This window comes from Serratia sp. AKBS12 (assembly GCF_024793895.1).
GTDB lineage: Bacteria > Pseudomonadota > Gammaproteobacteria > Enterobacterales > Enterobacteriaceae > Serratia_F.
Map to the genome: position 1 here is coordinate 143,651 of NZ_JANUSB010000015.1, position 26,131 is coordinate 169,781.

21 protein-coding genes and 2 pseudogenes are annotated in these 26,131 nt (G+C 54.5%); 17 read left to right on the forward strand and 6 right to left on the reverse strand.

Annotated features, from left to right (window positions below; translation table 11 throughout):
* Positions 1 to 186 precede the first annotated feature (186 nt).
* The 13 genes and pseudogenes from NYE85_RS10545 (at position 187) to NYE85_RS10605 (ending at position 16,326) form a co-directional block, all read left to right on the forward strand.
* Positions 187 to 2,364 carry an ABC transporter permease subunit gene (locus tag NYE85_RS10545; protein ID WP_259004682.1) on the forward strand — a complete coding sequence of 726 codons (2,178 nt, stop codon included), beginning with the start codon at positions 187 to 189 and terminating at the stop codon, positions 2,362 to 2,364.
* Positions 2,361 to 4,010 carry a phosphate ABC transporter permease PstA gene (pstA, locus tag NYE85_RS10550; RefSeq protein WP_259004683.1) on the forward strand — a complete coding sequence of 550 codons (1,650 nt, stop codon included), beginning with the start codon at positions 2,361 to 2,363 and terminating at the stop codon, positions 4,008 to 4,010. Before NYE85_RS10545 ends, pstA begins: the two co-directional genes overlap by 4 nt.
* A 28-nt stretch (positions 4,011 to 4,038) precedes the next feature.
* Positions 4,039 to 4,851: a phosphate ABC transporter ATP-binding protein PstB gene (gene pstB / locus NYE85_RS10555; RefSeq protein WP_259004684.1), complete on the forward strand. Its 813-nt coding sequence runs from the start codon at positions 4,039 to 4,041 to the stop codon at positions 4,849 to 4,851.
* A gap of 497 nt (positions 4,852 to 5,348) precedes the next feature.
* Positions 5,349 to 7,028 carry a ShlB/FhaC/HecB family hemolysin secretion/activation protein gene (locus NYE85_RS10560; protein WP_259004686.1) on the forward strand — a complete coding sequence of 560 codons (1,680 nt, stop codon included), beginning with the start codon at positions 5,349 to 5,351 and terminating at the stop codon, positions 7,026 to 7,028.
* 65 nt (positions 7,029 to 7,093) lie between these two features.
* Positions 7,094 to 12,976: a DUF637 domain-containing protein gene (locus NYE85_RS10565; protein ID WP_259004687.1), complete on the forward strand. Its 5,883-nt coding sequence runs from the start codon at positions 7,094 to 7,096 to the stop codon at positions 12,974 to 12,976.
* A gap of 5 nt (positions 12,977 to 12,981) precedes the next feature.
* Entirely contained in the window at positions 12,982 to 13,344 is a 363-nt protein-coding gene (locus NYE85_RS10570; protein ID WP_259004688.1) for a DUF596 domain-containing protein, read from the forward strand.
* A 139-nt stretch (positions 13,345 to 13,483) separates the two neighbouring features.
* Entirely contained in the window at positions 13,484 to 13,720 is a 237-nt protein-coding gene (locus tag NYE85_RS10575; RefSeq protein ID WP_259004689.1) for a hypothetical protein, read from the forward strand.
* Positions 13,717 to 14,034: a hypothetical protein gene (locus NYE85_RS10580; protein WP_259004690.1), complete on the forward strand. Its 318-nt coding sequence runs from the start codon at positions 13,717 to 13,719 to the stop codon at positions 14,032 to 14,034. Before NYE85_RS10575 ends, NYE85_RS10580 begins: the two co-directional genes overlap by 4 nt.
* Positions 14,035 to 14,098: 64 nt before the next feature.
* Positions 14,099 to 14,797: pseudogene (locus NYE85_RS10585) on the forward strand (DUF637 domain-containing protein); the annotation flags it as partial.
* Entirely contained in the window at positions 14,794 to 15,177 is a 384-nt protein-coding gene (locus tag NYE85_RS10590; protein ID WP_259004691.1) for a hypothetical protein, read from the forward strand. The pseudogene NYE85_RS10585 and the gene NYE85_RS10590, both read left to right, overlap by 4 nt.
* Positions 15,178 to 15,287: 110 nt before the next feature.
* Positions 15,288 to 15,449 (forward strand): annotated as a pseudogene (locus tag NYE85_RS10595) (DUF637 domain-containing protein); the annotation flags it as partial.
* Positions 15,450 to 15,554: 105 nt separating this feature from the next.
* On the forward strand, positions 15,555 to 15,929 hold the full coding sequence (gene imm2, locus NYE85_RS10600; RefSeq protein ID WP_259004694.1) for an Imm2 family immunity protein: 375 nt from the start codon (positions 15,555 to 15,557) through the stop codon (positions 15,927 to 15,929).
* Positions 15,930 to 16,119: 190 nt separating this feature from the next.
* Positions 16,120 to 16,326: a DUF596 domain-containing protein gene (locus NYE85_RS10605; RefSeq protein ID WP_309600864.1), complete on the forward strand. Its 207-nt coding sequence runs from the start codon at positions 16,120 to 16,122 to the stop codon at positions 16,324 to 16,326.
* Between the two features lie 210 nt (positions 16,327 to 16,536).
* Here the strand turns inward: NYE85_RS10605 and speG are convergent, their stop codons facing one another.
* From speG to purM, 3 genes are all read right to left on the reverse strand, one after another.
* Positions 16,537 to 17,088 (reverse strand): spermidine N1-acetyltransferase, encoded by a 552-nt coding sequence (speG, locus tag NYE85_RS10610; RefSeq protein WP_259004696.1) that lies wholly within the window; start codon positions 17,086 to 17,088, stop codon positions 16,537 to 16,539.
* Positions 17,089 to 17,275: 187 nt separating this feature from the next.
* Positions 17,276 to 17,914, reverse strand: coding sequence for a phosphoribosylglycinamide formyltransferase (gene purN / locus NYE85_RS10615; protein ID WP_259004697.1), 639 nt, complete (start codon positions 17,912 to 17,914; stop codon positions 17,276 to 17,278).
* Positions 17,914 to 18,951 (reverse strand): phosphoribosylformylglycinamidine cyclo-ligase, encoded by a 1,038-nt coding sequence (purM, locus tag NYE85_RS10620; protein WP_259004698.1) that lies wholly within the window; start codon positions 18,949 to 18,951, stop codon positions 17,914 to 17,916. Before purM ends, purN begins: the two co-directional genes overlap by 1 nt.
* Positions 18,952 to 19,206: 255 nt before the next feature.
* Here purM and upp point away from each other — a divergent pair, with 255 nt between their 5' ends.
* On the forward strand, positions 19,207 to 19,833 hold the full coding sequence (gene upp, locus NYE85_RS10625) for a uracil phosphoribosyltransferase (RefSeq protein WP_259006302.1): 627 nt from the start codon (positions 19,207 to 19,209) through the stop codon (positions 19,831 to 19,833).
* Positions 19,834 to 20,027: 194 nt separating this feature from the next.
* Positions 20,028 to 21,317, forward strand: a complete 1,290-nt coding sequence (gene uraA, locus NYE85_RS10630; RefSeq protein ID WP_259004699.1) for a uracil permease — start codon at positions 20,028 to 20,030, stop codon at positions 21,315 to 21,317.
* Positions 21,318 to 21,416: 99 nt separating this feature from the next.
* On the opposite strand, the gene NYE85_RS10635 is transcribed toward uraA, so the two are convergent.
* Positions 21,417 to 21,941, reverse strand: a complete 525-nt coding sequence (locus NYE85_RS10635) for an E3 ubiquitin--protein ligase (protein WP_259004700.1) — start codon at positions 21,939 to 21,941, stop codon at positions 21,417 to 21,419.
* Positions 21,942 to 22,175: 234 nt separating this feature from the next.
* Here NYE85_RS10635 and hda point away from each other — a divergent pair, with 234 nt between their 5' ends.
* Positions 22,176 to 22,883: a DnaA inactivator Hda gene (hda, locus tag NYE85_RS10640; RefSeq protein WP_039992615.1), complete on the forward strand. Its 708-nt coding sequence runs from the start codon at positions 22,176 to 22,178 to the stop codon at positions 22,881 to 22,883.
* 17 nt (positions 22,884 to 22,900) lie between these two features.
* On the opposite strand, the gene arsC is transcribed toward hda, so the two are convergent.
* Together arsC and NYE85_RS10650 are read right to left on the reverse strand one after the other, a co-directional pair.
* Positions 22,901 to 23,254, reverse strand: coding sequence for an arsenate reductase (glutaredoxin) (gene arsC / locus NYE85_RS10645; RefSeq protein ID WP_259004701.1), 354 nt, complete (start codon positions 23,252 to 23,254; stop codon positions 22,901 to 22,903).
* Positions 23,255 to 23,271: 17 nt separating this feature from the next.
* Complete coding sequence (locus NYE85_RS10650; protein WP_259004702.1) at positions 23,272 to 24,741, reverse strand: M48 family metallopeptidase; 1,470 nt, start codon at positions 24,739 to 24,741, stop codon at positions 23,272 to 23,274.
* Between the two features lie 300 nt (positions 24,742 to 25,041).
* Between NYE85_RS10650 and NYE85_RS10655 the strand changes: the two genes are divergently transcribed.
* Complete coding sequence (locus NYE85_RS10655) at positions 25,042 to 26,112, forward strand: AI-2E family transporter (RefSeq protein WP_259004703.1); 1,071 nt, start codon at positions 25,042 to 25,044, stop codon at positions 26,110 to 26,112.
* Positions 26,113 to 26,131 lie beyond the last annotated feature (19 nt).

A 26,131-nucleotide genomic window follows, 5' to 3' on the forward strand; every position in this document is an offset into this window, starting at 1 on the left:
AGGGCATGGGTTGTGCCGGATGCCGCTCTAATGTCCTACAACATTATTGCGAGAGATTGACAATAAAGTCCATTAGATTACCCACTTGCCTAACGGCAACTTTGTCATGCAAACGTCACCAATCTGACATAAGATGCCCGGTTATCTTACGGCGCAAGCCCAGCCAGCAAAACGACAGCGAGACACATGGTACAGACTACGGCAAATCAACATCCACGGGATCGTCTGCGGGCGCGTATCGATCGCGGCGTACAGGCAGCGGTTACCGTCAGCGGGTTGCTGGTGCTGATGACGCTGATGCTGATCTTCGTTTATCTGCTGTATGCGGTACTGCCGCTGTTCAAGTCGGCGTCGATCGATGTGGCACAGTCGATAGCGATCGAGCGCAGCGCTCCGACGCTGGCACTGGGTATGGATGTACAGCAGCGCGTCGGTTATCGCATCGATACGCAGGGCGAAGGCCGATTCTATTCGTTGACCTCGGCGGACAATCGTCCTGCCGGCACGGCGATCGCGCAGCAACGGCTGTTGAAGGCACCCGCGCTGTTGGCACAGGCGGTTGGCGCCCGGGATACCTTTGCGCTGGCGGGGGCTGATGGCCGTTTTATCATTACGCAGGCCGAATTTGCCGCGACGCAACAAGGGTTGCCGCGCTGGGCGTTGCCGCTGGGCGCCCGGCCGCAGGCGCTGGATCGACGCGGCCGGGCGCTGACGCTGTTGGCATTGACCCCGGTGCGCCCTGCCGGCCAGTTTTTGCTGGCGGCGGTCACCGACGATCGCCGTCTGCTCCTGGGGCGTTTTGGCAGCGAACAGGCCGCCACGGTGAGTGAACTGCCGCTTGATGCCGCAGCGCAGCAGCTGATCATCACCCCAGACGGTCGCCAGCTGTATCTGTTGAGCGGCGATCGGCTGGCGCGCTACCAGATCGATGGCGATCGGCTGCAACTGGGCGAAACCCGCAGGCTTGGTGGGCAAGGGCCTTACCGCATCAGCGCCTTGCCGGGAGGCAGCGCGCTAATCGTTCACGCCGCCGACGGCGAACTGCGCGAATGGTTCGACGTGGAGAAAAACCAACGCTGGCAATTGACGCCGGCGCAACGCTTCCAGCCACACGCCGTACCGCACAGCCTGCTGCTCAGCGAGCCGTATCGCCGGGTGTTTGCCACCCTGCAGCCAGACGGCGCCTTTGCGCTGTTTTCCACCCTGCAAGCGTCGCCGCTGCTGAGTGCGCAGCTGCCGGCGGGCGTGCAACATGCCGCGTTTGCGCCGCGCGGCGACGGGCTATTGCTGGAAAGCGCGCAGGGCTGGCAGCGCTACGCACTGGACAATGCCTATCCCGACGTGACCTGGCGCTCGCTGTGGCAGCGCATGTGGTATGAAAACTACCCGCAGCCGGCGTTTGTCTGGCAATCCACCTCCGGGGAAGACAGCTATCAGGCCAAGTTCAGCCTGATACCGGTGATTTTCGGCACCTTCAAGGCCGCGGCTTACGCCATGCTGTTTGCGGTACCGCTGGCGTTGGCTGGCGCTGTTTATACCGCCTATTTTATGTCGGCAGCGCTGCGCAGGGTGATAAAACCGGCGATTGAAGTGATGGGAGCATTGCCAACGGTGGTAATTGGGCTGGTGGCCGGTATCTGGCTGGCGCCGGTAATAGAACAGCATTTGCTGGCGGTGCTGGCATTGCCACTGCTGTTGGCGGCCGCGGTATTGCTGTGCGGCGCGGCGTGGCATCGCTGGGGGGCACGCCGACTGGCACCGGGCATCGACTTGCTGCTGTTGCTGCCGGTAGTGGCGCTAACGGTGTGGGGCGCCTTTGCCGTGGGTCCATGGCTGGAGCTCAGCCTGTTCGACGCACCGCTGCACGTGTGGCTGGGGGATGACTTCGATCAGCGCAACGCGCTGGTGGTGGGCGTGGCGATGGGGTTCGCGCTGGTGCCGATTATCTTCTCGCTGGCGGAAGATGCGCTGTTCAGCGTACCGGCCACACTCAGTCAAGGGTCGCTGGCGCTGGGCGCCACCCCGTGGCAGACGGTGGCGCACGTGGTGCTGCCATCCGCCAGCGCCGGCATTTTTTCGGCGTTGATGATTGGTTTTGGCCGTGCGGTAGGGGAAACCATGATTGTGCTGATGGCGACCGGCAATACGCCGATCGTTGACGGTAGCCTGTTCCAGGGGTTGCGCGCGCTGGCGGCCAATATCGCGATAGAAATGCCGGAGGCGGTGTCCGGCAGCAGCCATTATCGGGTGCTGTTTCTCACCGCGTTGGTGCTGTTTGTTTTCACTTTTATTTTCAATACGCTGGCCGAAGCCATTCGCCTGCGGCTGCGTGAGCGCTATACCCTGAATCAGGAGGCGCCATGAAGAACTGGCTGAAGTCCGGCTCGCCGTGGGTCTGGCTCACTGCCGCCTCGGTTACCGTCAGCCTGCTGGCGCTGATCGGCATTCTATTATTGCTGGCGGGACAGGGGATGCGCTATTTCTGGCCCAGCCCGGTGTACCAGTTCGAGCTTGAGCAGCCGGCGGCCGGGCCGGTGACGATGATTGGCGAACTGTACCAGCAGCACACCATTTCACGTCGTCAACTGCTGGAATCCGGCGTTACGCCGCCGGGCGACGCACAACGCTATACCCGTTATCTGATCAAGGTCGGTAATCGGGAAAGCGAAGGGCAGGATTTTCGCACTCTGCTGAGCAGCGATGTGCGTCGTCAAACCACGCCGCGTAACCTGTTGGTGCTCGAACGCAACAGCAATGGCACGGCGTATGGCTATCTGGCCGGGATGCTGGAAGACGGACAACCGCTCACCGGCCGCGATCTCGGCCAGGCGTTGCAGCAACGTTTGCCGCAGATAGCCGCCTTGTCGCGCCAGGCGCATGATATCCAGTTCCGCGCTATGGCGCGCATCAATGAGCAATTCGCTGCGCTGAGCCTGCGCGAAAAACGCCTGCTGCGTGACGATCGGCTTGATGCGCGCGCTCAGGCGTCGATCAAAGCCGAACGGTTGGAACTGCAGCGGCAATACCGCCAGTTGGCAGAAAAATTATCGGGGCTGAACCGCGATCGGCAGCGTGACGCGTTGCTGTTGCGCGATATGCATGGGCAACTGCATACCATCGCGCTGAGTCAGGTACGCGATGCCTGGTATCCCAACGCGATGAGCGTCGGTCAAAAAGTGGCGCACTGGGGCGATCAGGTCAGAAAATTCCTCATGGACAGCCCGCGCGAGGCCAACACCGAAGGGGGGGTATTTCCGGCGATTGTCGGTACCGTGCTGATGGTGATTTTGATGTCGATGGTGGTGATGCCGTTTGGGGTGATTGCTGCGGTCTACCTGCATGAGTACGCTGGCAATAACCTGCTGACACGGCTGATACGCATCGCGGTGGTCAATCTGGCCGGCGTGCCGTCGATCGTGTATGGCGTGTTCGGGCTGGGCTTTTTTGTCTATCTGATCGGCGGTACGCTTGACCAGCTGTTTTACCCCGAGTCGCTGCCCAATCCGACCTTCGGTACGCCGGGCGTGCTGTGGGCCGCATTGACGCTGGCGTTGCTGACGCTGCCGGTGGTGATCGTGGCGACCGAGGAAGGGCTGTCACGCATTCCTGCGACCTTGCGTCAGGGATCGTTGGCGCTGGGCGCCAGCCGAGCGGAGACCTTATGGCACATTGTATTGCCGATGGCGGCGCCGGCGATGATGACCGGACTGATTCTGGCGGTGGCGCGTGCGGCGGGTGAAACCGCGCCGCTGATGCTGGTCGGGGTGGTGAAGTCGGTACCGGTGCTGCCGGTAGACGACATTTTCCCCTATCTGCATCTGGAGCGTAAATTCATGCATCTGGGCTTCCAGATTTACGATATGGCATTCCAAAGCCCAAGCGTTGAGGCCGCAAGGCCGCTGGTATTCGCCACCGCATTGCTGTTGGTGGTGATTGTAATCGGGCTGAATCTGGCGGCAATGGGCATTCGTCATGCGCTGCGAGAGCGTTATCGGGCATGGAGTCAGTAACTGCAATGAACTATTTGGGAAGTGTGCAATGGGTTTAATGACGCCAGGCAGTTTGCCCCGGCTGGATGTCCAGCATCTTGAACAGCAGCATACCGCGCTGTCGGTCAGCGACCTGAACCTGTTCTATGGCGACAAGCAGGTGCTGCATGATATTTCGCTGCGTATCCCGCGCCACCGGGTAACTGCGCTTATTGGCCCGTCCGGCTGCGGCAAGTCCACGCTGTTGCGCTGTTTTAATCGTATGAACGATTTGGTAGACAACTGCCGTCTCGACGGCGAGTTGCAGCTGAACGGCGAAACGCTGTCCGGGCCGCATATCGACGTAGCGGCGCTGCGGCGGCGGGTGGGGATGGTGTTCCAGCGGCCCAATCCGTTCCCCAAATCAATTTATGAAAACGTGGTGTATGGCCTGCGTTTGCAGGGCATTCGCGAACGACGCATTCTGGATGAGGCGGTGGAACGCTCGCTGCGCGCCGCCGCGCTGTGGCACGAGGTCAAAGACCGGCTGCGTGAAAACGCATTTCGCCTGTCCAGCGGCCAGCAGCAGCGTTTGGTGATTGCGCGCGCGATAGCCATCGAGCCGGAAGTGTTGCTACTGGATGAGCCGACTTCGGCATTGGATCCGATTTCAACGCTGACCATCGAAGAGCTGATTTCTACCCTCAAGCAGCGTTATACGGTGGTGCTGGTGACGCACAACATGCAGCAGGCGGCGCGGGTTTCTGACTACACCGCCTTTATTCACCAGGGCAGGCTGGTGGAGTATAACGACACCGACGCGATATTTACCTCGCCGCGCCAGCGCCGCACCGAGGATTATATTACTGGGCGCTATGGTTAATCTGCCATACCCCTCTATAAATTTATCTGCCAACGCCATTGGTCAGATGCGAGGTGCGCGCGGCGGCATGGCCACCGGCTTAAGCTGGTATCAGAGCTTGATGACAAAGTTGCCTGTTGGCTCGAGATAGCCGGGCCCAGCCGCAACAACGGGGATTATGGGTCAATCTAAAGGTTGTTTAAATTGGCTGCCGGCAAATTTGTCCGGCGGCTGATGCCGCAACTCGCCCAACGGCACGCTCTCCCTGATATGTGTCTTTGTCAGCAGTCTCCATCATAGAATTTTTACATGCCCTCGTCGCTGGTCGAGGCTTGATGGCGCCGAATGTCGCGTCATCAGGCTTGCTCGCACCTTCCTTGATTATTTCCCCGTCTCCTTTCGGCTTAAACGTTACCGATGTCACTATAAATAAAAATAATTCTCATTTAGATTGACCATGAGCTTTTGCTGTTTATAATTCGATCAATTTGTAAGTAAAAGTAAATGGATGATTAAAAATGTATGCATGGAAGCTTGCTGTCTGGGCGCTGCTACCGACGTTTTATTGCACGTTAGTGGGGCTGGCGCAGGGCGCAAAAATGGCCAATCCCATAGAGCGCGATAATGCGACCCAACAACAAAAACTGTTGTTGGAACAGGCACAACGGCAGCGCGAGGCGTTACAAACTGCCATCACGCTGCCGTCGCTACCGCTACCGGCGTCGACTAAAAGCGGTGAAACCTGCCATTGGGTAAGGCAGATCGGCTTTCAGAACGCCGAGCGGCTCTCCTGGTCGGTAAAAGAACGGCTGGCGCGTCCGTATCAGGGGCGTTGCCTAACGCTGGCCGACATTAACCGCCTGGTGCGCGAAACGACCAACGCCTACCTGCATCGTGGCTATGTTACCTCGCAGGCTTGGCTACCAGAGCAGGATATTTCGAGCGGTGAGTTGAAGGTGAGTGTCAGTGAGGGGCGGATTTCTGACATCACCTTGAACGGCGAACAGACGCTGGCAATACGGATGGCATTTCCCGGTCTGATCGGTCGCGTATTAAATTTGCGAGACATTGAACAGGGCCTGGAACAGCTCAATCGGCTACCTTCGCAACAGGTAACCATCGATATCCAGCCTGCTGAAAATCCGGGCTTTTCCACGGTGATTTTGCAGCGCAGTGCCATGTACCCACCGATCTCGCTCTCTCTCGGTTTCGATAACAGCGGTCAGAAAAGCACCGGCACTGGCCAGGTTAACGCTGGCATAACGCTGGATAATCCGCTGCATTTGGCGGATAGGTGGGCGATTTTTGCTGCGCATAGCGATGACTTCAGCCGTCGGCACCGGAGTCGCAGTTTGAACGGCAGCATCACTGTGCCCTACGGGTATTGGTTGTTCAACTATCAACATAGCTGGAGCGATTTCTTTCAACATGTACCGTTTAACGGTAACGCTTATCGCTATCAAGGCAGCAGCCAGACCCATCGCCTGGGCACCAACCGCACATTGCTACGAGATGGTAAACGCAAGATAGCCGCAGATATCGGACTGACGCGGCGCACTACGGAAAATCGCCTGGCGGGTGAACGGCTGGGTGTCAGTAGCCACACGCTCAGTATTGCCAGTTTGGGGCTCAATTACAGTACGGTGCTGGGCCGCGGTTATATGACGCTGAACCCGACGGTAAGCCACGGTTTGCCAACGCTGGGAGCAACCGCTGACGATCCGAACTATGCAGAGGCACCGCGCAGCGAGTTTCGCAAGCTCAGCCTCAGTGCCAGTTATTTTTATCCACTAACGCCTGCTCTTTATTACCTGACGTCTAGCTACGGGCAAATCAGCGCAGAGAATTTGTATGTCGGCGAGCGTGTTGCCGTCGGTGGGCAATATTCGGTGCGCGGTTTCAAAGAACAATATCTGACCGGTAATCGCGGTGCATATTGGCGCAATGAGCTCAATTGGCAATGGATAACGCTGCCAGGGTTGGGAAACCTTGATCTGTCGGGCGCATTAGACGCCGGTTGGCTGCAAGGGCGAGCAGAGCAAATCGACGGTGGAAATGTCGCCGGCGTAGCGCTGGGCGCGGCGTTAAGCAGCCGGTGGTTCAATCAATCATTCACCGTAGGTCGGCCACTGGTATATCCCGGCAGCCTGCAAGCGGATCGTTGGGTGGCCTACTGGCAAGCCACCGTAACCCTATAACGCCAGCGAAGGATATGGGAGCGCCGACAGGCGTTCAAAACTCAGGTCGCTTCAAAGGAATGAATATGAATACGCTCAATTCTCCGTTGGCACGCGCTGCCAGCTACTTGCTGATCTACCTGACGGCTTTCCAGCAGTTGCACCCGGCGTTCGCTGCTGGCATCAATGCCGCCAACGGCAACACCCAAGTTCATATGAAACCGGGCAACGTGCCGGTGGTGAATATCGCCACGCCGAACGGGGCGGGGATTTCGCACAATACCTACAAGGATTTCAACGTCGGTACGCCCGGTGCGGTGCTGAATAACGCCATCCAGCGTGGTAAGACCCAACTGGGCGTGACTATTGAGAATGCAAAGGGCAACCCGAATCTGAAAGGGAAACCAGCAGAACTTATCATCAATGAGGTTCTCGGCGGCAGGCGCTCCGAGTTGCGCGGTAAGCTCGAGGTCTTTGGCAATAAAGCCAGCGTGATGATTGCCAACCCTAATGGCATTACCTGTGATGGTTGTGGTTTTATCAACGCGCCGGGCGTAACTCTGACTACCGGCAAGCCGCGGTTCGACAAACAAGGTGCACTGAAGGCACTGGAAGTAAAAAAAGGGGCCATTACTATCGGTGGAAAAGGGCTGGGTGGCACCAGTGCCGATTACGTCGACATCATCAGCCGTGCCGCGGTGCTGAACGGTAAAATCAACGCCAAAACCCTGTCGTTAACCCAGGGCGCCAACCGCATCAACTTCAAGGACGGCAGTATCAAGCCGATCGCCGGTGAAGGCGCTAAGCCCCAACTGGCCGTGGATACCAAAGCGCTGGGCGGCATGTACGCCAACAAAATCCGCCTGGTGGCCAACGAAAATGGCGTGGGAGTAAATCTGAGAAATCTCTCCAGCAACCAGCGTGACATCATGCTGAGTGTCAACGGCAAGCTTGTGCTGAATGGCAATACACAGAGTAAAACTGATCTCAATGTCAGTGCCAAGGGGTTGCACATTACGTCGGGCGCTATCGTGCAGGCAGACGGCAACGCTACGTTGGCGACGACGACGCTGGTGAATGATGGGCAAACCAGCACCAGAGGCGATATGCGTATCTTTGGCGACCATATCCGCAACGCGGGGGAAAACGCCAAGTTGCACGCCAATAAAAATATGTGGATCCAAAAGGATGCGCAGGGCAACAAGGCTAAATCCGTCGAGAACCGTTCGGCGAAAATCCTGACCAACAGCGGCGATTTAGTGATACGCACGGAGAGTTTGAACAATGTGAGGCAAGAGGTTCAAGCCGTTTGGAAAAGTACTCCCGGTAACTCCAAAGCGTTCAATAAATCCTTGGTGGGAAGTTATTACGACTCACGGCAAGGTGTTGACGCTATTGTACTGCTGGAACCTGAACTGAAGGACTTTGGCATCGGCAGTTGGTTTGGCGAAATCAATCTGTCGAAAGGCGACAGGGTTAATGTGGGGAAAGACGAGTATCTCCTGGTGAAATCGCAGGCGCCGGGGGTGATAAATTCAGGCAACAACGCTTATATCAACGCGACAACGTTATGGAACGATCAGTCGAATATCAGCGCGGCCAAAGATCTGATCCTGACGGGGAATGATTTTACCGTAAAGAGCATTCAACTCGGTCAGAAAGATCGGTACTGGCGCCTAGGAACGAACACGTTTGGCGTTGGGGAGTTTGTCCGTGACGAAGATGCGCCTCCCGGAGATTGGGATCTGCTGTATGTCATGGAAAAAGCCCCTTATACCAAGCAGCAAGAGCTTGTTGTCTGGCAAGCAAAGGGGCAGCAAAAATCATCGATTACTGCCGGCAATAATCTCACTGCGGATTTTAAAAATAAGATAGAAATCAGTACGCCGACGCCCCATGAAAATCAGCTGAATGAAGTGGTCACCTCCGGCAGGCCAGAGTCGCTTAAGGCGCGGAATGTTCTGCTGCATGCCAAAAACATCGTCGGCACTGATGCGATTCGTGCCGATGACAATATCACCGCGATTGCCGAAGATCGGATTGTTTTTGGGCAAGGCATTTTGGCCGCCGGAAAAGGGCTGTCTCTGACGGCAGTCAACGCTATCGACGCGTGGCAAAGTGAGCTGAAAGGGCAGGACGTCACGTTAAACGCCAAAAATGGTGAGATAAAAATACATTCCAGCGAGAAACCTCACTACTTCCGCCCTGACGGTTCTCGCTGGTTGGGCAGCCTTGAGGCTTCAGGTGATTTGTCTCTCACGGCTGGCAGTACTATCACGTTGCTGAATACGCTGCTGGCACCTCAAAGCCGTAATATCGCCATGACGGCTAACGGCAGCATTGCAATCGTAAAAAACAGCGCGTTGTTGGAGGGGCCGCTATTGGAGGGGCCGGTCTCTCTGGCCAAACAGCAACAATACTTCAACCAGCTATTGGCCAGCGGTCAAATGAAAGCAACAGGTTCCGTTTTGCTCAACAGCGGCGGTTCCTTAGGATTACGTGGGATAAAGATAAACGCAGGCAAAGATGTCACGCTTTTATCCGGTCATAACATCGATCTGAAATACCGAGAGCTTGATGAGAAATTCAACTCTCTGTTCCCTGCCTCACGCACCGCCGAATTAAGTAGCAAAGTACATGCTGGCGCAAATCTGCTGATTAATTCGGCCCGCGATCTTGATACGCAGGGTGGTACGCTTTCTGCTAACGGCAATATTTCATTATTGGCGGGAAACAGTCTGCGGTTAGCGGCATTAGGATATTCCGCCATAGCTGCCACCAATGATAATAACAAAGACGATCGCCATGTGGTCACTACGATCAATGCCAGAAAAAACGTGACGGCAGCCGCTAACAACCAGTTGCTGACCTATGGCGCCAAACTTACCTCCGGCGGCAATATGACCCTGACCTCTGGCGGAGATATGCGCTTTGAAGCGGTGCAGAACCATAGTTACCGAGAGGCCCGAAACGAATATACCGAAAAGCGAACCCAGCTAGGTACTAGTCTCAATGCCGGTGGCCTGATGACGATCATTTCCAACGGCAGCATTCTTTTCCAGGCCACTAAACTGGTGGTCAAAGATTTGGGAAAGAACTGGAAGTCGCCGGTAGCGGTAACGCATTGGGGGCAGCGTATCGCAATAGTTGAACAACAGCTGCAACATGCTCGGCAGCAGATTAACCAAGCCCAACAGGATAAGGCGAGCGCAGAACGCATTGTCATACAAAGAATTGCCTCCGTTCAGCAAGCGGAGGCCACATTTAGAAACGCTAAGGACAGACGTGATGAGTTTATACGTAATAATCCACCTCACGAATATGGCAGGGGGTGGTCAACTGAAGTAAAAAACTGGGATAAATTTGTAGCACGGCATCAAGAAGAACTGAAGGCTGAGAAAAATAGCCTTGCGGTTGCGCAAAATAACGTTGCGCAAGCAGAACAACGAATTAATCAAGGCAACAATACAAAACGCGAAGCACAAAACCGTCTAATAGCAGCACGTCAGGAAGCCCACCGTAAAGGTATTGGCGAAGCTAAGTTAAAAGCCCAGGTCGACGCCTATAACCTGGCCGAAGCTATGCGGGGCGGAAATATGGATATCGCCGCCAAAGGCGGCTATCTCTACGCTCAGGCGATGGAAGAGTCCAGTCACTACGAGAAAACGGAAACCAAGCGTAAATGGTGGGGTAAGAAAACCGAAATTAAACAGACCCGCCATGACGTGACCAATAAGGTCACCGAGTTTACCGCCGCCGGCAACATCAATCTGATGAGCCGTGACGACAGCACCTATGAGGCCAGTAAAATCGCAGCCGGGCAAAACGCGCGCCTGAGCAGCTCTCGGGGGCAGATTCACTTTCGGGCAGTTAAAAATACCGCATTCGAACAACACATCAGTAACTCGAAAGGCTTCTTTATCAAGCAGGCCAGCAAGGGCTACGAAAACAATAAATGGGTATTGCCGAGCATCCATACCGGTGGTGCCTTGACCGTGGATCCTGCCAAGGGTATCAGCGCTGACGTGAAGGCAAAAAACGGCCAGGCGTTGCAAAGTGCCATCCATGCCTTGGGTAATACTCCGGGTACTATCTGGGCAAAAAATCTGAACAAGCGCAATGACGTGCAATGGAACGTAGTGAAAGACGCTTATGACGGTTGGGATTACAAAAAACAGAGTTTGAATCCGGCGGTAGCGGCGGTGATTGCCATCGCGGTTGCAGCGGTGACTGCGGGAGCGGGATTGGCAGGCATGGCCGGGGCGGCTGCGGTGAGTTCTACTGGCGCGACTGGCATCACGGCTACCATGGTTTCTGGTGCTGCCGCTGCGGGAACAAGTGCTTTGACCTCTCAGGCCGCCGTGGCGTTAGTGGAAAACCAGGGAAACGTGTCGAAGACGCTACGCGTGTTGGGTAAAAGTGACACGGTTAAAGCCACTGCCACCGCGATGGTTATTGGTGGAGCGCTAAACGGTTTTGATAGTGCTATGGGGTGGAGTAAAGATGCGGCAGGCAAGACGGTAAATCCGAATAACGTCAGGTTACCTCAACTGAGCAACGGTGACTGGAGCAAGGTGGCGCAGCGGGTGGCCGGCCAATCGGTCATCAGCTCCAGCCTGAATACCACCATCAATGGCGGCAGCTTCAAAGACAATCTGACCAATGCCTTGCTGGGCAATATCGGCAGCCAGGTTCAGGCCGAGGGCGCCAACCTGATAGGGAATAACGGTGACATCCTGAACGTGCCGGGCCGTGCCGTAAGCCATGCGGTTCTGGCGGGCATCAGTGCGGAAATCGGCAAGGGCAATGCCAAAGGCGCGGCAGCAGGGGCGCTGGCGGCGGAGCTGGCCGGGGTCGTGATGCAGAGCACGCTGTTCGAACCGGCCAATCTCAACGAAAAGGAACGCCAGCTCTACCGTTTGCAGGAAGCGCTAAACGGCAATGAAGTAAAAGAGCAAACGGCGCGAGTTATCGGGGCTTTGACCGGGGCATTGACAACGCATACGCCGGAAGGCGCCTACAGTGCTGCGGACAGCGCGCAGTCAGTTTATCGCTACAACATGACCGAACATATGTTGATGCAGTATGCGCTGGATAATCAGAAAGACATTTTGGCCGCTGATAAAGGTGATGTTGCTGCGGCAAAACGTGTTGTGGCTCGCCGAGAAGCTGCCGCAATAGTGGCGACCGTTGGTGGTGGCGGTCTGGTACTTACTGCGGGGGGAATGACGCTGGTGGGAGCTGCGCCAGAATTGGTTCTGGCTGCACGATTGGCGATTGCCGGTTGCAAAACCAACCCCGCGTTTTGCCTGAACCAAGCCGGTATTTATGCGGCAGACATTGTGGCTCCAGAGGCGATTATTGGTACTGGCGCCGTAACGACCGGCAGCACATTGATTTTGGGTAAGACTGAAGACAGCGTGAGGAAGTTGAGCCGACAGCTGGTGAACGCTTCCGATGAACTATACAAAACAAAAACATTCAACACTCAGCCGGTTGCCGATTTTATCAAAGGAGAAACGGCAGCCGGGACGAATTTGTCGACTAAAACGACAGATTATCTGCGGGACATGCAGAAAGCTAACACTAACCAGTTGGTCAAGGTGTTTGATCCGAAACAGAACGAAAGTAAGCTGAACGTGTTTGGTCAGCAGTTTGAGCAGGTGTTAGGTGAGGGTGGGGGTAACAAGTCCGGAACAACAAAAGTATTTGCGACGGAAAAATTGTCAAAACAAGAAATCATCGACTATGCCCAATCGTTGGCTGGTGCGGCACCATTGGAAGAGAAGATAACACCATTGGGGCTGATTTATGTTGCGAAAAAAGATGGAATGACTATTAACCTTAGAGAGTTTTCGAGCAGCATGGACAAAACAAAGGCTCGATGGACGATAGATATCATCAATAATGAACAAGTTAGTAATCTGCAAGGTAAGTCAAAAAAACCTATCGAAATTAAATTTAGGTGATATTTATGAAAGCTACATGCAAAGAGTTACTTGAATATAAAGAAAATTTAGAGGGGTGTGCCATTAGTACAGTTTGGTACGTGACACCACCGGAAAGATTCAGTGAAAAAGATTTCAATTTTAATCAACGAAAGGAGTTTTTCCTTCAACTGTTACGTATGCTTTTGGAAACAGGGAAGATCAAACTAGGTAAGCATGGTGAATTTCTGAAGGGTAGTGTTGATGAACTAATCAGTCATTATGATGCGGCCTTCCCGAAAACAGAAAATGAATGGGAAAACAGAGGTGAGCATCTATGGTTTTACGAGGATGATTGCCCCGGTGGCATCGTCTGGATCCATGATAGCGGCTATGAGGATTGGACCTGACCCACACACAGAAACGGCTCTTCGGAGCCGTTTTCTCTTGATTTTTTATTCCATATAAACGCCGATAGGACGCGGCGGGTGACCGGGCAACCGGTCATCAGCCCCTCGCGATTTGAATGAACAGGTGTTGTGGAATTTGGTGAAGCAAAATCCTGAAAAAGGGATGGAGTTGAAGCTAAATAAAGATCCCAAATTTTCTGCTACAGCGGGATTCCAAAAAATGCAGGCTTTACATGAACTTCCAGATGGTAACAATATTGTTATTCACTATCAGTATGATAAATATACTGGCAAGGCATACGATATGAAATTTGACTCACCAAAACATAATGATTTGCAGCCCGGTCCGTCCATTAAAGGAGGCAAGAAAAAATGAGGATTAAAACTAGAAGAGGAACCATAATTGACGTTTTTGCGTTCTATGCCATAGAAGACGAAAAGGTCTTTTATGGTTTACCACCCGGTTATGGAGGACTGCTTGCATATAGGAAAGAGGAAGTTACCATTGTCGACCCTGACATCACGTGGAGGGCTATGTTTTTCTCCAATGGTATTTATCATCACTCCTTAATAAAAGATGGATTACTTGAAGGTTTGATAGAAGTAGATAAAGAAAGTTACAAGAAGTTTGTTGCTATCTTGAAAGCAGAGGGGTCTATTCAACAAGATTTTCCTGAGGATTTAGACTAGCCTAAAAAAACGGCTCACCGGAGCCGTTTTTTCTTGATTTTTTATTCCATATAAACGCCGATAGGACGCGGCGGGCAAACCGCTCAATCCAAACAACGTCAAACTGCCGCAGCTGAGCAACGGCGACTGGAGCAAGATGGCGCAGCGGGTGACCGGGCAATCGGTCATCAGCTCCAGCCTGAATACTGCCATCAATGGCGGCAGCTTCAAAGACAACCTGACCAATGCCTTGTTGGGCAATATCGGCAACCAGGTTCAGGCCGAGGGCGCCAACCTGATTGGGGATAACGGTCAGGTTCTCGATATACCGGGCCGGGCCGTAAGCCATGCCGTTCTGGCGGGCATCAGTGCGGAAATCGGCAAGGGCAATGCCAAAGGCGCGGCGACAGGGGCGCTGGCGGCGGAGCTGGCCGGAGTGATCATCAATGATAGTCTGGTCAGAAGTGAAGGTTGGCAGGAGCGTCAGGCTCAAATCAGTCGCGTAGCGGGCGCCTTTGCAGGGGTTATCGTAACCGCCAAAGCAGCAGGCGCCACCAGCGGTGCAAATGCGGGTGAGTTTGTTGAGCGTTTCAATCGACAGTTGCACCAGGAAGAACTCAACGCCATTAAAGCGTTGGCTAAGGGGGTTACCATTTTTACTGAGCGTGTAGCTTGCGACAGTTGCCTTGGTGTCGTGGAACAGTTTCAGAAAAAATACCCAGGAATCAAGGTGGAAGTGATCGATAACAATAATATACTGCTGATACCTCGGAGATTGAAATGATAGATGACGAACGTATGAGTTATAAGGATATACGAACTGATTTTTTAGACTGTTTCTACAGCTGTTGCCGAAACATTTTAGATACGAGTAATAAGTCAGGCGAGAAGCCTTCGTATGACGGTATAGAAATAGGATATGCATCATATCAATATGAGCATGTACCTTTTATACCTATAGAAAATCTAATGTTAAATGTATTTAAGCTTGTTTTAATGGCTGGTAGGGGGCCAGAAGGGGTGGAAATTAATATCAGAAATAACATATCTGACATATTAAAGGATAGATCTCTAGAAGAGTTGCTGCTGGACGCTAGCGAAGAAGAAAAAAACGACTTGCTTTATGATATGGAGCTACTTGGGTTACTGGAACAGTGTAAGTAATACTGTAGTTCGGTAATAATTTTTTCCATGAATGGTTCTTCGGAGCCGTTTTCTCTTGATTTTGTATTCCATATAAACGCCGATAGAACGCGGTGGGCAAACCGCTCAATCCAAACAACGTCAAACTGCCGCAGCTGAGCAACGGTGACTGGAGCAAGGTGGCGCAGCGGGTGGCCGGGCAATCGGTCATCAGCTCCAGCCTGAATACCGCCATCAACGGTGGCAGCTTCAAGGACAACCTGACCAATGCGCTGCTGGCAAACATCGGCAGTACGTTTAAAGTTACTTTAAGCAATTCGAAAGTAGGTATCCAGGGGAGAGATTGACGTTTGAGAAAATAACGGCGTGTGCTTGATCCCAACAAGAGGTAAATAACAATGGGTGTGATGAGTTATGATGAAATAAGAAGTAGTTTTGCCCATTCAAGTTACGTTTATTGCAGGGAGATAATTGACCTACTGAAAGATGGGGGTAACCATGGGGTTTGTGATACAACTGATCAGGCGTTTGCGTATGAGTCATTAGAAGGTTCGTTTGAAGAACCAATAGAATGTCTCATGCTTGAGCTAGTGACGCTCATCTTTATGGCTGGTAGATGTAGTGATAAAACAGTAAAGTTCCACACAGATATCATATTAAAAATTTTATCTGCAAATGATTTATCCGAAATGCTTAAGGATGTAACTGAAGATAACAAAAACGAAATTTTAAACGATCTTCGATTGCTTAGCTTGATCGATAAGCCTGAATAAAAGGATGCTCGTGTGGATTTATGTGTGTTGTCTAACGTCTGGATCCATGACAGCGGCTATGAGGATTGGACCTGACCCACACACAGAAACGGCTCTTCGGAGCCGTTGTATTCCATATAAACGCCGATATGAAACATCTATTAGTACGATATGGTCTGCGATGAGGGCTGGCAATTTCGGAAAAACTGCAATGTCCTATGAGGATAAAAAAGCTTATTTTTTAGAGCTCCTTCATCGGCTGATGCTGGAAGGGAAAATAAAGCTGGCCAGCCGAGGAAAATTCCTGGAGGGAGGTATCGCTGAGCAGATTGCACTGTATCGCGAGAGGTTTCCCAAAAATCAGCAGAAAATGGATGCCGATGCCTTCGACGGATGCTGGTTTCTGACAGAAGAATAAGAATGCCCCGCAGGCATTGTCTGGATCCACGAAAACGGCTATGAAGATTGGACCTGAGCCTCGCACCTTAATCAAACAAACGGCTCTGTGGAGCCATTTGTCCGGTGTGCCGGGCAGATCTCGCCAATAGTTTTGTCTCACTCTCAGCTCTTCAAGGTGAGTAATCAGGCGTTCACTGAACTTCGCGGTTTTTTCTTTTCATGTCCGGCCTTACTTCACCAGCGGCTTCTCAACCAGTGTTTTGAACTTCGCCAGATACTGCGGTTGGAAGATGCACATACGCAATACGGTGCGATATTCGCCATTGACGAAGAACTCGTCAATCAGCTCGCCCTCAACCTCAAAGCCCAGCTTGCTGTAGATGTGGATCGCCTTCGGGTTTTCCTTGTCGACGATCAGATACAGCTTGTACAGGTTCAGCACCGAAAAACCATAATCCATCGCCAGTTTGGCGGCGGTGCTGGCGTAGCCTTTGCCCTGGTGTGCCGGATCGATGATGATCTGAAATTCTGCACGGCGGTGGATATGATCGATCTCCACCAGTTCTACCAGGCCGACTTTGGCTCCCTGGTGTTCAATGATAAAGCGGCGCTCGCTTTGGTCGTGGATGTGCTTGTCATACAGATCGGACAGCTCGACGAAGGCCTCGTAAGGCTCCTCGAACCAGTAGCGCATTACGCTGGCGTTGTTGTCCATCTGGTGGACGAACGTCAAATCATCCCGTTCCAATGGGCGTAATCGGACGCTGGCAGTGCTGGACATGTTGGTTCCTCTATGTCGGTTATCCCCGCGCTAGCTCGAGCCACACGATTGTGACTGTCACGCAACGCAAATGATCGGGGATAAAAAGTTAAATCCCCCAAATTATAACTTCATGAGATGTAATGCGGCGAAAAAAAACGGCGCCTGCGAGGCGCCGTCTAGATTGGGGTCATTCAGTTTGCGTCGCTCAGTCCGCCGCGTGTCCCTGCTCTGGCAGGCGTTGGCCATCGAGCCAGGCTGCGCCGTCACGCATCGCCAGACGACCTTCGACAAACCAGTTCACCACCAGCGGGTAGAGGGTGTGTTCCTGCGCCTGCACGCGTTCTACCACCTCATCTTCCTCGTCGCCAGGGAAAATAGGCACTTTGGCTTGCAGAATTACCGGCCCGCCGTCGAGCTGCTCGGTAACGAAATGCACCGAGGTACCGTGTTCGCTGTCACCGTTGTCGATAGCCTGACGATGGGTATGCAGGCCCGGGTACTTCGGCAGCAGGGAAGGGTGAATGTTCAGCATACGGCCAGCGTAGTGCTGCACGAACGCGGCGCTGAGAATGCGCATGTAGCCAGCCAGCACCACCAGATCCGGCTGGTATTGGTCGATGGCCTGCGCCAGCGCGGCGTCGAACGTATCGCGATCGGCAAAGGCTTTGGCGTCCAGCGCATGGGCGGCAATGCCTGCCGCTTCGGCGCGTTGCAAGCCATAGGCCTGCGCCTTGTTGCTGAATACCGCCACGATCTCGGCGGCAACGCGGCCCTGCTGGCAGGCGTCAATCAGCGCCTGGAGATTGCTCCCCTGACCGGAGATCAACACCACAATCTTTTTCATCACTGAATAACCACTTGCTGTTGGTCGGCGCTGGTGGTCAGTTTGCCAATCTTCCAGGCTTTTTCGCCTGCGGCGGTCAGCAAGGCGATGGCCGCTTCCACTTCGGCTTCCGGCAGGGCGATAAGCATGCCAACGCCGCAGTTGAAGGTGCGGTACATTTCATGACGGCTGACGTTACCGGCCTGTTGCAGCCAGTTAAATACCGCCGGCCACTGCCAGCTGGCTTCGTCGATCACCGCCTGCATACCTTCTGGCAGCACGCGTGGAATGTTTTCCCAGAAGCCGCCGCCGGTCAGGTGGGCGATGGCGTGAATATCATGCTGTTCAATCAGTTGCAGTACCGATTTCACGTAAATCTTGGTTGGTGCCAACAGATGGTCGGCCAGCGGTTTGCCGTCGAGGTCGGTGGTCGTCGGATCGGTGTTGCTGACTTCCAGGATCTTGCGCACCAGCGAATAACCATTGGAATGCGGGCCGGAAGCGCCCAGGGCAATCAACGCGTCGCCAGCCTGAACTTTACTGCCGTCGATGATTTCCGACTTTTCTACCACACCGACGCAGAATCCGGCGACGTCATAGTCTTCGCCGTGGTACATGCCGGGCATCTCAGCGGTTTCACCGCCCACCAGCGCACAACCTGACTGTTTGCAGCCCTCGGCGATGCCGGTGATCACACTGGCCGCGGTATCCACATCCAGCTTGCCGGTGGCGTAATAATCAAGGAAGAACAGCGGCTCGGCGCCTTGCACCACCAGATCGTTCACGCACATGGCGACCAGATCGATACCGATGGTGTCGTGGCGTTTCAGATCCATCGCCAGACGCAGCTTGGTGCCCACGCCGTCAGTACCTGAGACCAGGATCGGTTCGCGGTATTTTTGTGGTAACGCACACAGGGCGCCAAAACCGCCCAGACCACCCATCACTTCCGGGCGGCGGGTCTGTTTTACTACACCTTTGATGCGATCTACCAATGCGTTGCCAGCATCGATATCGACACCTGCGTCTTTATAGCTGAGAGAGGTTTTGTCGGTCACTGCGCGATCCCCACGACGGTTTGCGGTTTGAAAACGGTGCTTCCGGCATTGATTCCGGAATAAGGCGCGGCAATTCTAACAGCGCAGGCAAACGTTTGCGAGTGGCTTGTGAGCTTGCTCTGATTTTTCGTCTTCTATAATCATTATCAATCTTTAGTTGATCTGGATCGGGCTATTGTTAGTGGCGTGTCCGCAAAAAGGAGGTATAATCCCGCGATTTTTTTGGCCGTCAACCACCTTAATAGGAGAAAAATGATGAAGATCGTTGAGGTGAAACACCCGCTGGTAAAACACAAGCTTGGCCTGATGCGCGAACACGATATCAGCACCAAACGCTTTCGTGAGCTGGCTTCCGAAGTGGGTAGTTTGCTGACCTATGAAGCGACCGCCGATCTGGAGACTGAAAAAGTCACTATTGAAGGCTGGTGTGGGCCGGTTGAAATCGATCAGATTAAAGGGAAAAAGATCACCGTAGTGCCTATCCTGCGTGCCGGTCTCGGCATGATGGAAGGCGTGCTGGAGCACGTGCCAAGCGCACGCATCAGCGTGGTCGGCGTCTATCGCGATGAAGAAACGCTGGAGCCGGTACCGTATTTCCAGAAGCTGGTTTCCAACATTGAAGAGCGCATGGCGCTGGTGGTTGATCCGATGCTGGCAACCGGTGGTTCGATGATCGCCACCATCGACCTGCTGAAGAAGGCCGGCTGCAACAGCATCAAGGTACTGGTGCTGGTTGCCGCGCCGGAAGGCATCAAGGCGCTGGAAAAGGCGCACCCGGACGTTGAGCTGTACACCGCCTCGATCGATCAATGCCTGAACGAGAAGGGCTACATCGTTCCTGGTCTCGGCGATGCCGGCGACAAGATATTTGGTACTAAGTAAAATTTAAGCTGACAAGCCGACTTTAATGAGTCGGTTTTTTTTGCATAAAATATTTATCCCCCGATTACTGCTGTTGCATCACGGCGGCAAGCGAGGCACTGCCGATTAACTGACGCCTGTCAGTGATGCGCGCGTGCGCGCAGCCAACGACGAGGCAGCGGCAAGTGCGGCCGGGATAGCAGAGGAAAAACCGTATGACCCGTCGCGCCATTGGCGTCAGTGAACGCCCGCCGCTGCTTCAGACCATTCCACTCAGCTTCCAGCATCTGTTCGCGATGTTCGGCGCCACCGTGCTGGTACCGATCCTGTTCAAGATTAACCCGGCCACGGTGCTGTTGTTCAACGGCATCGGCACGCTGCTGTATCTGTTTATCTGCAAGGGTAAAATCCCGGCCTATCTGGGGTCGAGCTTCGCGTTTATTTCACCGGTATTGCTGCTGCTGCCGTTGGGCTATGAGGTGGCGCTCGGCGGTTTTATCATCTGCGGCGCGTTGTTCTGCCTGGTGGCGCTGATCGTCAAACAGGCTGGTACCGGCTGGCTCGACGTAATGTTCCCGCCGGCGGCGATGGGGGCGATTGTGGCGGTAATCGGTCTGGAACTGGCGGGCGTGGCGGCCAATATGGCTGGCCTGCTGCCGGCTGACGGCGCTACGGTTGACGGTACCACCGTGACCATTTCACTGGTAACGCTGGCGGTAACCGTGCTTGGCTCGGTGCTGTTCCGCGGTTTCCTGGCGATTATCCCGATCCTGATTGGCGTGCTGGTGGGGTACGCGCTGTCATTCTTTATGGGCGTGGTGGATCTGACGCCGATTCGTGAAGCGCACTGGTTTGCACTGCCAACCTTTTACACTCCGCGCTTTGAGTGGTTTGCCATCTTCACCATTCTGCCAGCGGCGCTGGTGGTGATTGCCGAACACGTTGGCCACCTGGTGGTGACGGCGAATATCGTCAAAAAAGATTTGCTGCGCGATCCCGGCCTGCATCGTTCGATGTTCGCCAACGGCGTTTCGACCATGTTCTCCGGCTTTTTCGGTTCGACGCCGAACACCACTTACGGTGAAAACATTGGCGTGATGGCGATTACCAAGGTTTACAGTACCTGGGTGATCGGCGGCGCGGCGGTGCTGGCTATTCTGTTGTCCTGCGTTGGTAAACTGGCTGCGGCGATTCAGGCGGTGCCGGTGCCGGTGATGGGCGGTGTCTCGCTGTTGCTGTACGGCGTGATTGGCGCATCCGGTATTCGCGTGCTGATTGAATCCAAAGTGGATTATAACAAGGCGCAGAACCTGATTTTGACCTCGGTGATCCTGATCATCGGCGTCAGCGGGGCGAAGGTGCATATTGGCGCGGCCGAACTGAAAGGCATGGCGCTGGCGACCGTGGTCGGCATTGGCCTGAGCCTGCTGTTCAAGCTCATCAGCCTGTGGCGCAAGGAAGAAGAGGTGATTGACGTGGTGGAAGAGCGCGTCGATCAAAAATAACGCGCGCGTTATTGGTGACTAGTCCTGCTATTTAGGACGGGTCATGGCCAGTAAAAAGGGCGGCTTTTGCCGCCCTTTCAGCAATTTGCCGTTGGTCGACTACTGGTTGGTCGCCGGAGCTGGCTGTGGGTCAGCCGGGGTGGTGGCGGCATCCGCCTGGTTTTGAGCGTCTTGTACTTTATTGTCCATGCTTTGCTTGATTTCAGCCGTTTTGGTTTTGGCCTGTTCGGTCAGATCGTTTGCGCCGCTGATGGCATCGTTTTTAATATTTTTAGCCTGCTCAACCAGTTGCTGGCTTTGTTTGTCCGCTTCCTGCTTGATGGCTTCGGTCTTGGCCTTGGCATCGTCGGTCAGCACATCAGCCTGTTTGGCGGCCTCGTCCTTCAGCGAGGAAGCCTGGTCTTTTAGGCTGTCGGCCTGTGCGGATGCCTGTTGCTTGATCTCGTCCGCTTTGGCTTTCGCGCTGTCTGTCAGCTGCTCGGCCTTCTTGTCAGCGGCGTCTTTCAGCTGTTCGGCGCTGTTTTTTGCCTTGTCCAGGTTAGCGTCTACTTTGGAGGCATCATCACAGCCGGCGACCAGTAAGCCGATGACCGATGCCAACAAGACTTTATTCCATGATTTCATTGTTTACGTCCTTTCGGTAACCCAAATGGTGGAAATTGCAGTTTGCCTCTCCATACTAGGACAGGTTATAGCAAAAATACAAACTCGCCCGAGGGACATTGTTGGCGCCCAGTCGCCGCCAGACGGCGATCGTGCGCTAATGTCGCTTACTATTGCGGCATAAAATCCTGCCGGTTCAACAGTCGCCGTTTTCTGTGTTAGACTGATGCCGTTTTCCTGCCAGTTTTGGTTGAGGTGCTTCTGAATACGCCGGCACAGCTTTCACTGCCACTTTATCTTCCCGACGATGAAACGTTCGCCAGTTTTTATCCGGGGGAGAACCCATCCCTATTAGCTGCGATCCAGTCTGCCGTTGTTCAGGAACATGGCAGTTATATCTATTTCTGGTCGCGCGAAGGCGGTGGGCGCAGCCATTTGCTGCACGCCGCCTGCGCCGAGCTGTCGCAACGTGGCGAAGCGGTTGGCTATGTGCCTTTGGACAAACGCGCCTATTTTGTGCCGGAAGTGCTGGATGGCATGGAGCAACTGGCGCTGGTGTGTATTGATAATATTGAATGCATTGCCGGCGATGAAGCCTGGGAAATGGCCATTTTCAATCTCTACAACCGCATTCTGGAAACCGGCCGCACGCGGCTGTTCATTACCGGCGATCGCCCGCCGCGCCAGCTGAATCTGCAATTGCCGGACCTGGCCTCTCGCCTTGACTGGGGGCAAATCTACAAGCTGCAACCGCTGTCCGATACGGAAAAACTGCTGGCGCTGCAACTGCGTGCCAAACTGCGGGGTTTTGAACTGCCGGAAGATGTGGGGCGCTTTTTGCTCAAACGACTGGATCGTGAAATGCGCACATTGTTCATGACGCTGGATCAGCTCGACCGCGCGTCGATCACCGCGCAGCGCAAGCTGACCATCCCGTTCGTGAAGGAAATTCTCGGCTTATAAGGGTGCGGATCCCGTAGTTACAAGATCTCCAGCACCTGCTCCGGTGGGCGTCCGATACGTGCCTGATGACCGTTTACCACGATCGGCCGCTCGATCAGCTTCGGGTTGTCCACCATCGCTTGCAGCAGTTGCTGTTCGCTTAGCCCCTGGTCCGCCAACTGCAGTTCCTTATATAAATCTTCTTTTTTACGCATCAAATCGCGTGCCGAACCGAAGCCCAGCTGTTGCAGTAACCGTGTCAACTGTGCCACCGACGGCGGGGTATCCAGATACAGTACTACCTCGGGCTGTACGCCGTGCTGTTCCAGCAATGCCAGGGTTTCGCGGCTTTTGGAGCAGCGAGGGTTATGGTAAATCGTGACGTCTTTCATCGTGTTTCCTTGTTAAATCAACTGCGCTGATATTGGCGGAAGCGCTGCTGCAACTGGCGCAGCTGGTCGATGCGCGCGTCATAACGCGCCTGTTTCAGGCTACCGAGTTTTTGCAGCGAACTGGCGTTGCTAAGCAGGCTGATGGATTGATCCAGTCGCCCGGCCAACGCCAGGCTTTCGGCGCGTGCCGACAGTTCTTCGTCACGCAGCCCCTGCGCCGCGCTGGCCTGCGCCAACAGATCCCAGCCGTTCGGATCGTCCGGGTGGGCAAAAGTATAACGGTTGAGGATTTTTGATGCCTGTGCCGGCTGGTTGCCCTCAACGTAGGCGTTGGCCAGATTGAGCTGCAACACCGGATTATTGCTTTGCGCCGCGTTGGCGGCCTGCAGGCGAGCAATGGCCTGCGATGCCCGTTTCTGGCCCAGATCGATGTCGGTCATCAGATCGAGGAACCAGACGTTATTACTGTCCTTGGCCAGCAGCGGCGCAATGATATTGCGTGCGCTGTCGTACTTCTTCGCTTCGTAAAACAGGATTGCACGGCCGTATTTGGCAGCGATTTGCTGGCGCACGTTACCCTTGGCATAACTGTCCAGCAGATCTTCCCTCAGCCCGTAGCCGACGCTGCTGTACATGCCTAACGCACGGACCTTGGCCATATAGTAATCCTCGGTGGATTGCGTGATATGGCGCGGCATCTGGTTGGCGCGGTTGCGGGCATCGGACAGGCGGCTGTCAGGCAAAGGGTGGGTCAGCAGCATCTCCGGCGGTTTGGAGGCATAGCGCGCCTGGTCGGCCAATTTTTGCAGGAAACTCGGCATCGCCTCCGGATCGAAGCCGGCGCGTTGCAATACCTGAATACCAATGCGATCGGCCTCCTGCTCGTTGGACTGGGTGAAGCTGATCATGCCTTGCTGGGTGCCGGCCATGGTGCCGCTCAGCGCGGCCATGCCCATCGTCGGGTTGGCCATCGCCAACAGGATCGAACCAAGTGCGCCAACCCAGGTCAGCGGGGCATTGCGTTGTTGATCTTCCATCGCGCGTGCCAGGTGGCGTTGGGTAACGTGTGAAATTTCGTGCGCCAGTACTGACGCCAACTGGCTCTCGTTGTCGGTTTCCCGGAACAGGGCCGAATGCAGCACCACGTTGCCGCCAAAGAAGGCGAAGGCGTTGATTTCGTCGTTGCGCACCAGGAAGAAATGGAACGGCGTGCGCACCGAGTAAGCGCTTGCCACCAGCCGGTTGCCCAACTGATTGATATAGGTATTCAGCAGCGGGTCGTTAATCAGCGGCGTACTGGCGCGCAACTGGCGCACGTAAAAATCGCCCATCGCCAATTCCTGACCGATGCTTAAGGTTCCGCCGGCGGTGGTGCCCATATCCGGCAGTTGATCCTGCGTCTCCGCACTGACAGGTGCCACCGCAGTGGAACTGAGCGTGCCGAGTAACAGAAACGCAATCGCTGTTTTGGTCAACCGGGTGGTCATAGTCAGGGGTATCCCTCGTGATGTGGTAGTAACTAGGACGCCTATCGCCGATAAGAGTTCTTCTTCCGTGCCGGACTCTCCAGTACAATCAGCCCGAAGGTGCGCTGGTTCACAAAAATGTCGTTTGCGCACCGTGGGACAGTCCCATCACATCATAGTCAGCCGTGAGCCACAATGAAACTTTTGCCCAGGGATATTCGGGCTAAAATTGTGTTAAAACAAATAACAATGTTACCCCGCTGGGCCGCCAGGGAAAGGTGGACAACGATCCTCATTCATGGAATCAAGGAGCACTCTCTGATGTTGGAGATGTTATTACAGTGGTACCGTCGTCGTTTTACCGACCCGCAGGCCATCGCGCTGTTGGTGATTCTGGTGGCCGGGTTCTGCATTCTCTACTTTTTTCACGGCATCCTGACGCCGCTGCTGGTGTCGATCGTACTGGCCTACCTGCTGGAATGGCCGACCGCGCGTTTGCAGCGTATAGGGTGTTCACGCACCTGGGCGGCCAGCATGGTGCTGGTGGTGTTTGGTGGTATCGCCATGCTGCTGGTACTGGTGGTGGCGCCGACCGCCTGGCAGCAGGGCATCAACCTGATGACCGATCTGCCGGGGATGGTTAACCAGTTCTACAACTATGCCGCCACCTTGCCGAAGCGTTATCCAGCGCTGGTGGATGCCGGCATTATCGACATGATGGCGGAAAACCTCCGCGCGCGGCTTTCCGGCCTGGGCGAGTCGGTGGTGAAGTTTTCGCTGGCGTCGCTGGTGGGCCTGTTGACGCTGGCCATCTATCTGATTCTGGTGCCGCTGATGGCGTTCTTCCTACTCAAGGACAAGGAGCAGATGCTGAACGCGGTGCGCCGGGTGCTGCCGCGCAACCGCGGGCTGGCCGGCCAGGTGTGGATCGAGATGAATCAGCAGATCACCAATTATATCCGTGGCAAAGTGCTGGAGATGGTGATTGTCGGCGTTGCTACCTATCTGGTGTTTATCATTCTGGATATGCGCTATTCGTTGCTGTTGGCGGTGCTGGTCGGGTTCTCGGTACTTATCCCCTATATTGGCGCGGTGCTGGTGACCATTCCGGTGGTGGTGGTAGCGATGTTCCAATGGGGCGTCGGTGCGGATTTTTGGACGTTGATCGTCGCCTATCTGGTGGTGCAGGGGCTGGACGGCAATCTGCTGGTGCCGATTCTGTTCTCGGAAGCGGTTAACCTGCATCCGCTGGTGATTATCCTGTCGGTGATCGTTTTTGGCGGGCTCTGGGGGTTCTGGGGGGTATTCTTTGCCATTCCGCTGGCAACGCTGGTGAAGGCGGTAGTGCACGCCTGGCCGGACGATATGCTGGTCGATATGGAAAAAGAGTGAGTTGAAGCAATAAAAAAAC

Bases quoted from the DNA above. Each gene is read 5' to 3' on its own strand.
- NYE85_RS10545 (WP_259004682.1), top strand. From the start codon at position 187: ATGGTACAGACTACGGCAAATCAACATCCACGGGATCGTCTGCGGGCG.
- pstA (WP_259004683.1), top strand. From the start codon at position 2,361: ATGAAGAACTGGCTGAAGTCCGGCTCGCCGTGGGTCTGGCTCACTGCC.
- pstB (WP_259004684.1), top strand. From the start codon at position 4,039: ATGGGTTTAATGACGCCAGGCAGTTTGCCCCGGCTGGATGTCCAGCAT.
- NYE85_RS10560 (WP_259004686.1), top strand. From the start codon at position 5,349: ATGTATGCATGGAAGCTTGCTGTCTGGGCGCTGCTACCGACGTTTTAT.
- NYE85_RS10565 (WP_259004687.1), top strand. From the start codon at position 7,094: ATGAATACGCTCAATTCTCCGTTGGCACGCGCTGCCAGCTACTTGCTG.
- NYE85_RS10570 (WP_259004688.1), top strand. From the start codon at position 12,982: ATGAAAGCTACATGCAAAGAGTTACTTGAATATAAAGAAAATTTAGAG.
- NYE85_RS10580 (WP_259004690.1), top strand. From the start codon at position 13,717: ATGAGGATTAAAACTAGAAGAGGAACCATAATTGACGTTTTTGCGTTC.
- NYE85_RS10590 (WP_259004691.1), top strand. From the start codon at position 14,794: ATGATAGATGACGAACGTATGAGTTATAAGGATATACGAACTGATTTT.
- imm2 (WP_259004694.1), top strand. From the start codon at position 15,555: ATGGGTGTGATGAGTTATGATGAAATAAGAAGTAGTTTTGCCCATTCA.
- NYE85_RS10605 (WP_309600864.1), top strand. From the start codon at position 16,120: ATGTCCTATGAGGATAAAAAAGCTTATTTTTTAGAGCTCCTTCATCGG.
- speG (WP_259004696.1), bottom strand. From the start codon at position 17,088: ATGTCCAGCACTGCCAGCGTCCGATTACGCCCATTGGAACGGGATGAT.
- purN (WP_259004697.1), bottom strand. From the start codon at position 17,914: ATGAAAAAGATTGTGGTGTTGATCTCCGGTCAGGGGAGCAATCTCCAG.
- upp (WP_259006302.1), top strand. From the start codon at position 19,207: ATGAAGATCGTTGAGGTGAAACACCCGCTGGTAAAACACAAGCTTGGC.
- uraA (WP_259004699.1), top strand. From the start codon at position 20,028: ATGACCCGTCGCGCCATTGGCGTCAGTGAACGCCCGCCGCTGCTTCAG.
- NYE85_RS10635 (WP_259004700.1), bottom strand. From the start codon at position 21,941: ATGAAATCATGGAATAAAGTCTTGTTGGCATCGGTCATCGGCTTACTG.
- arsC (WP_259004701.1), bottom strand. From the start codon at position 23,254: ATGAAAGACGTCACGATTTACCATAACCCTCGCTGCTCCAAAAGCCGC.
- NYE85_RS10650 (WP_259004702.1), bottom strand. From the start codon at position 24,741: ATGACCACCCGGTTGACCAAAACAGCGATTGCGTTTCTGTTACTCGGC.
- NYE85_RS10655 (WP_259004703.1), top strand. From the start codon at position 25,042: ATGTTGGAGATGTTATTACAGTGGTACCGTCGTCGTTTTACCGACCCG.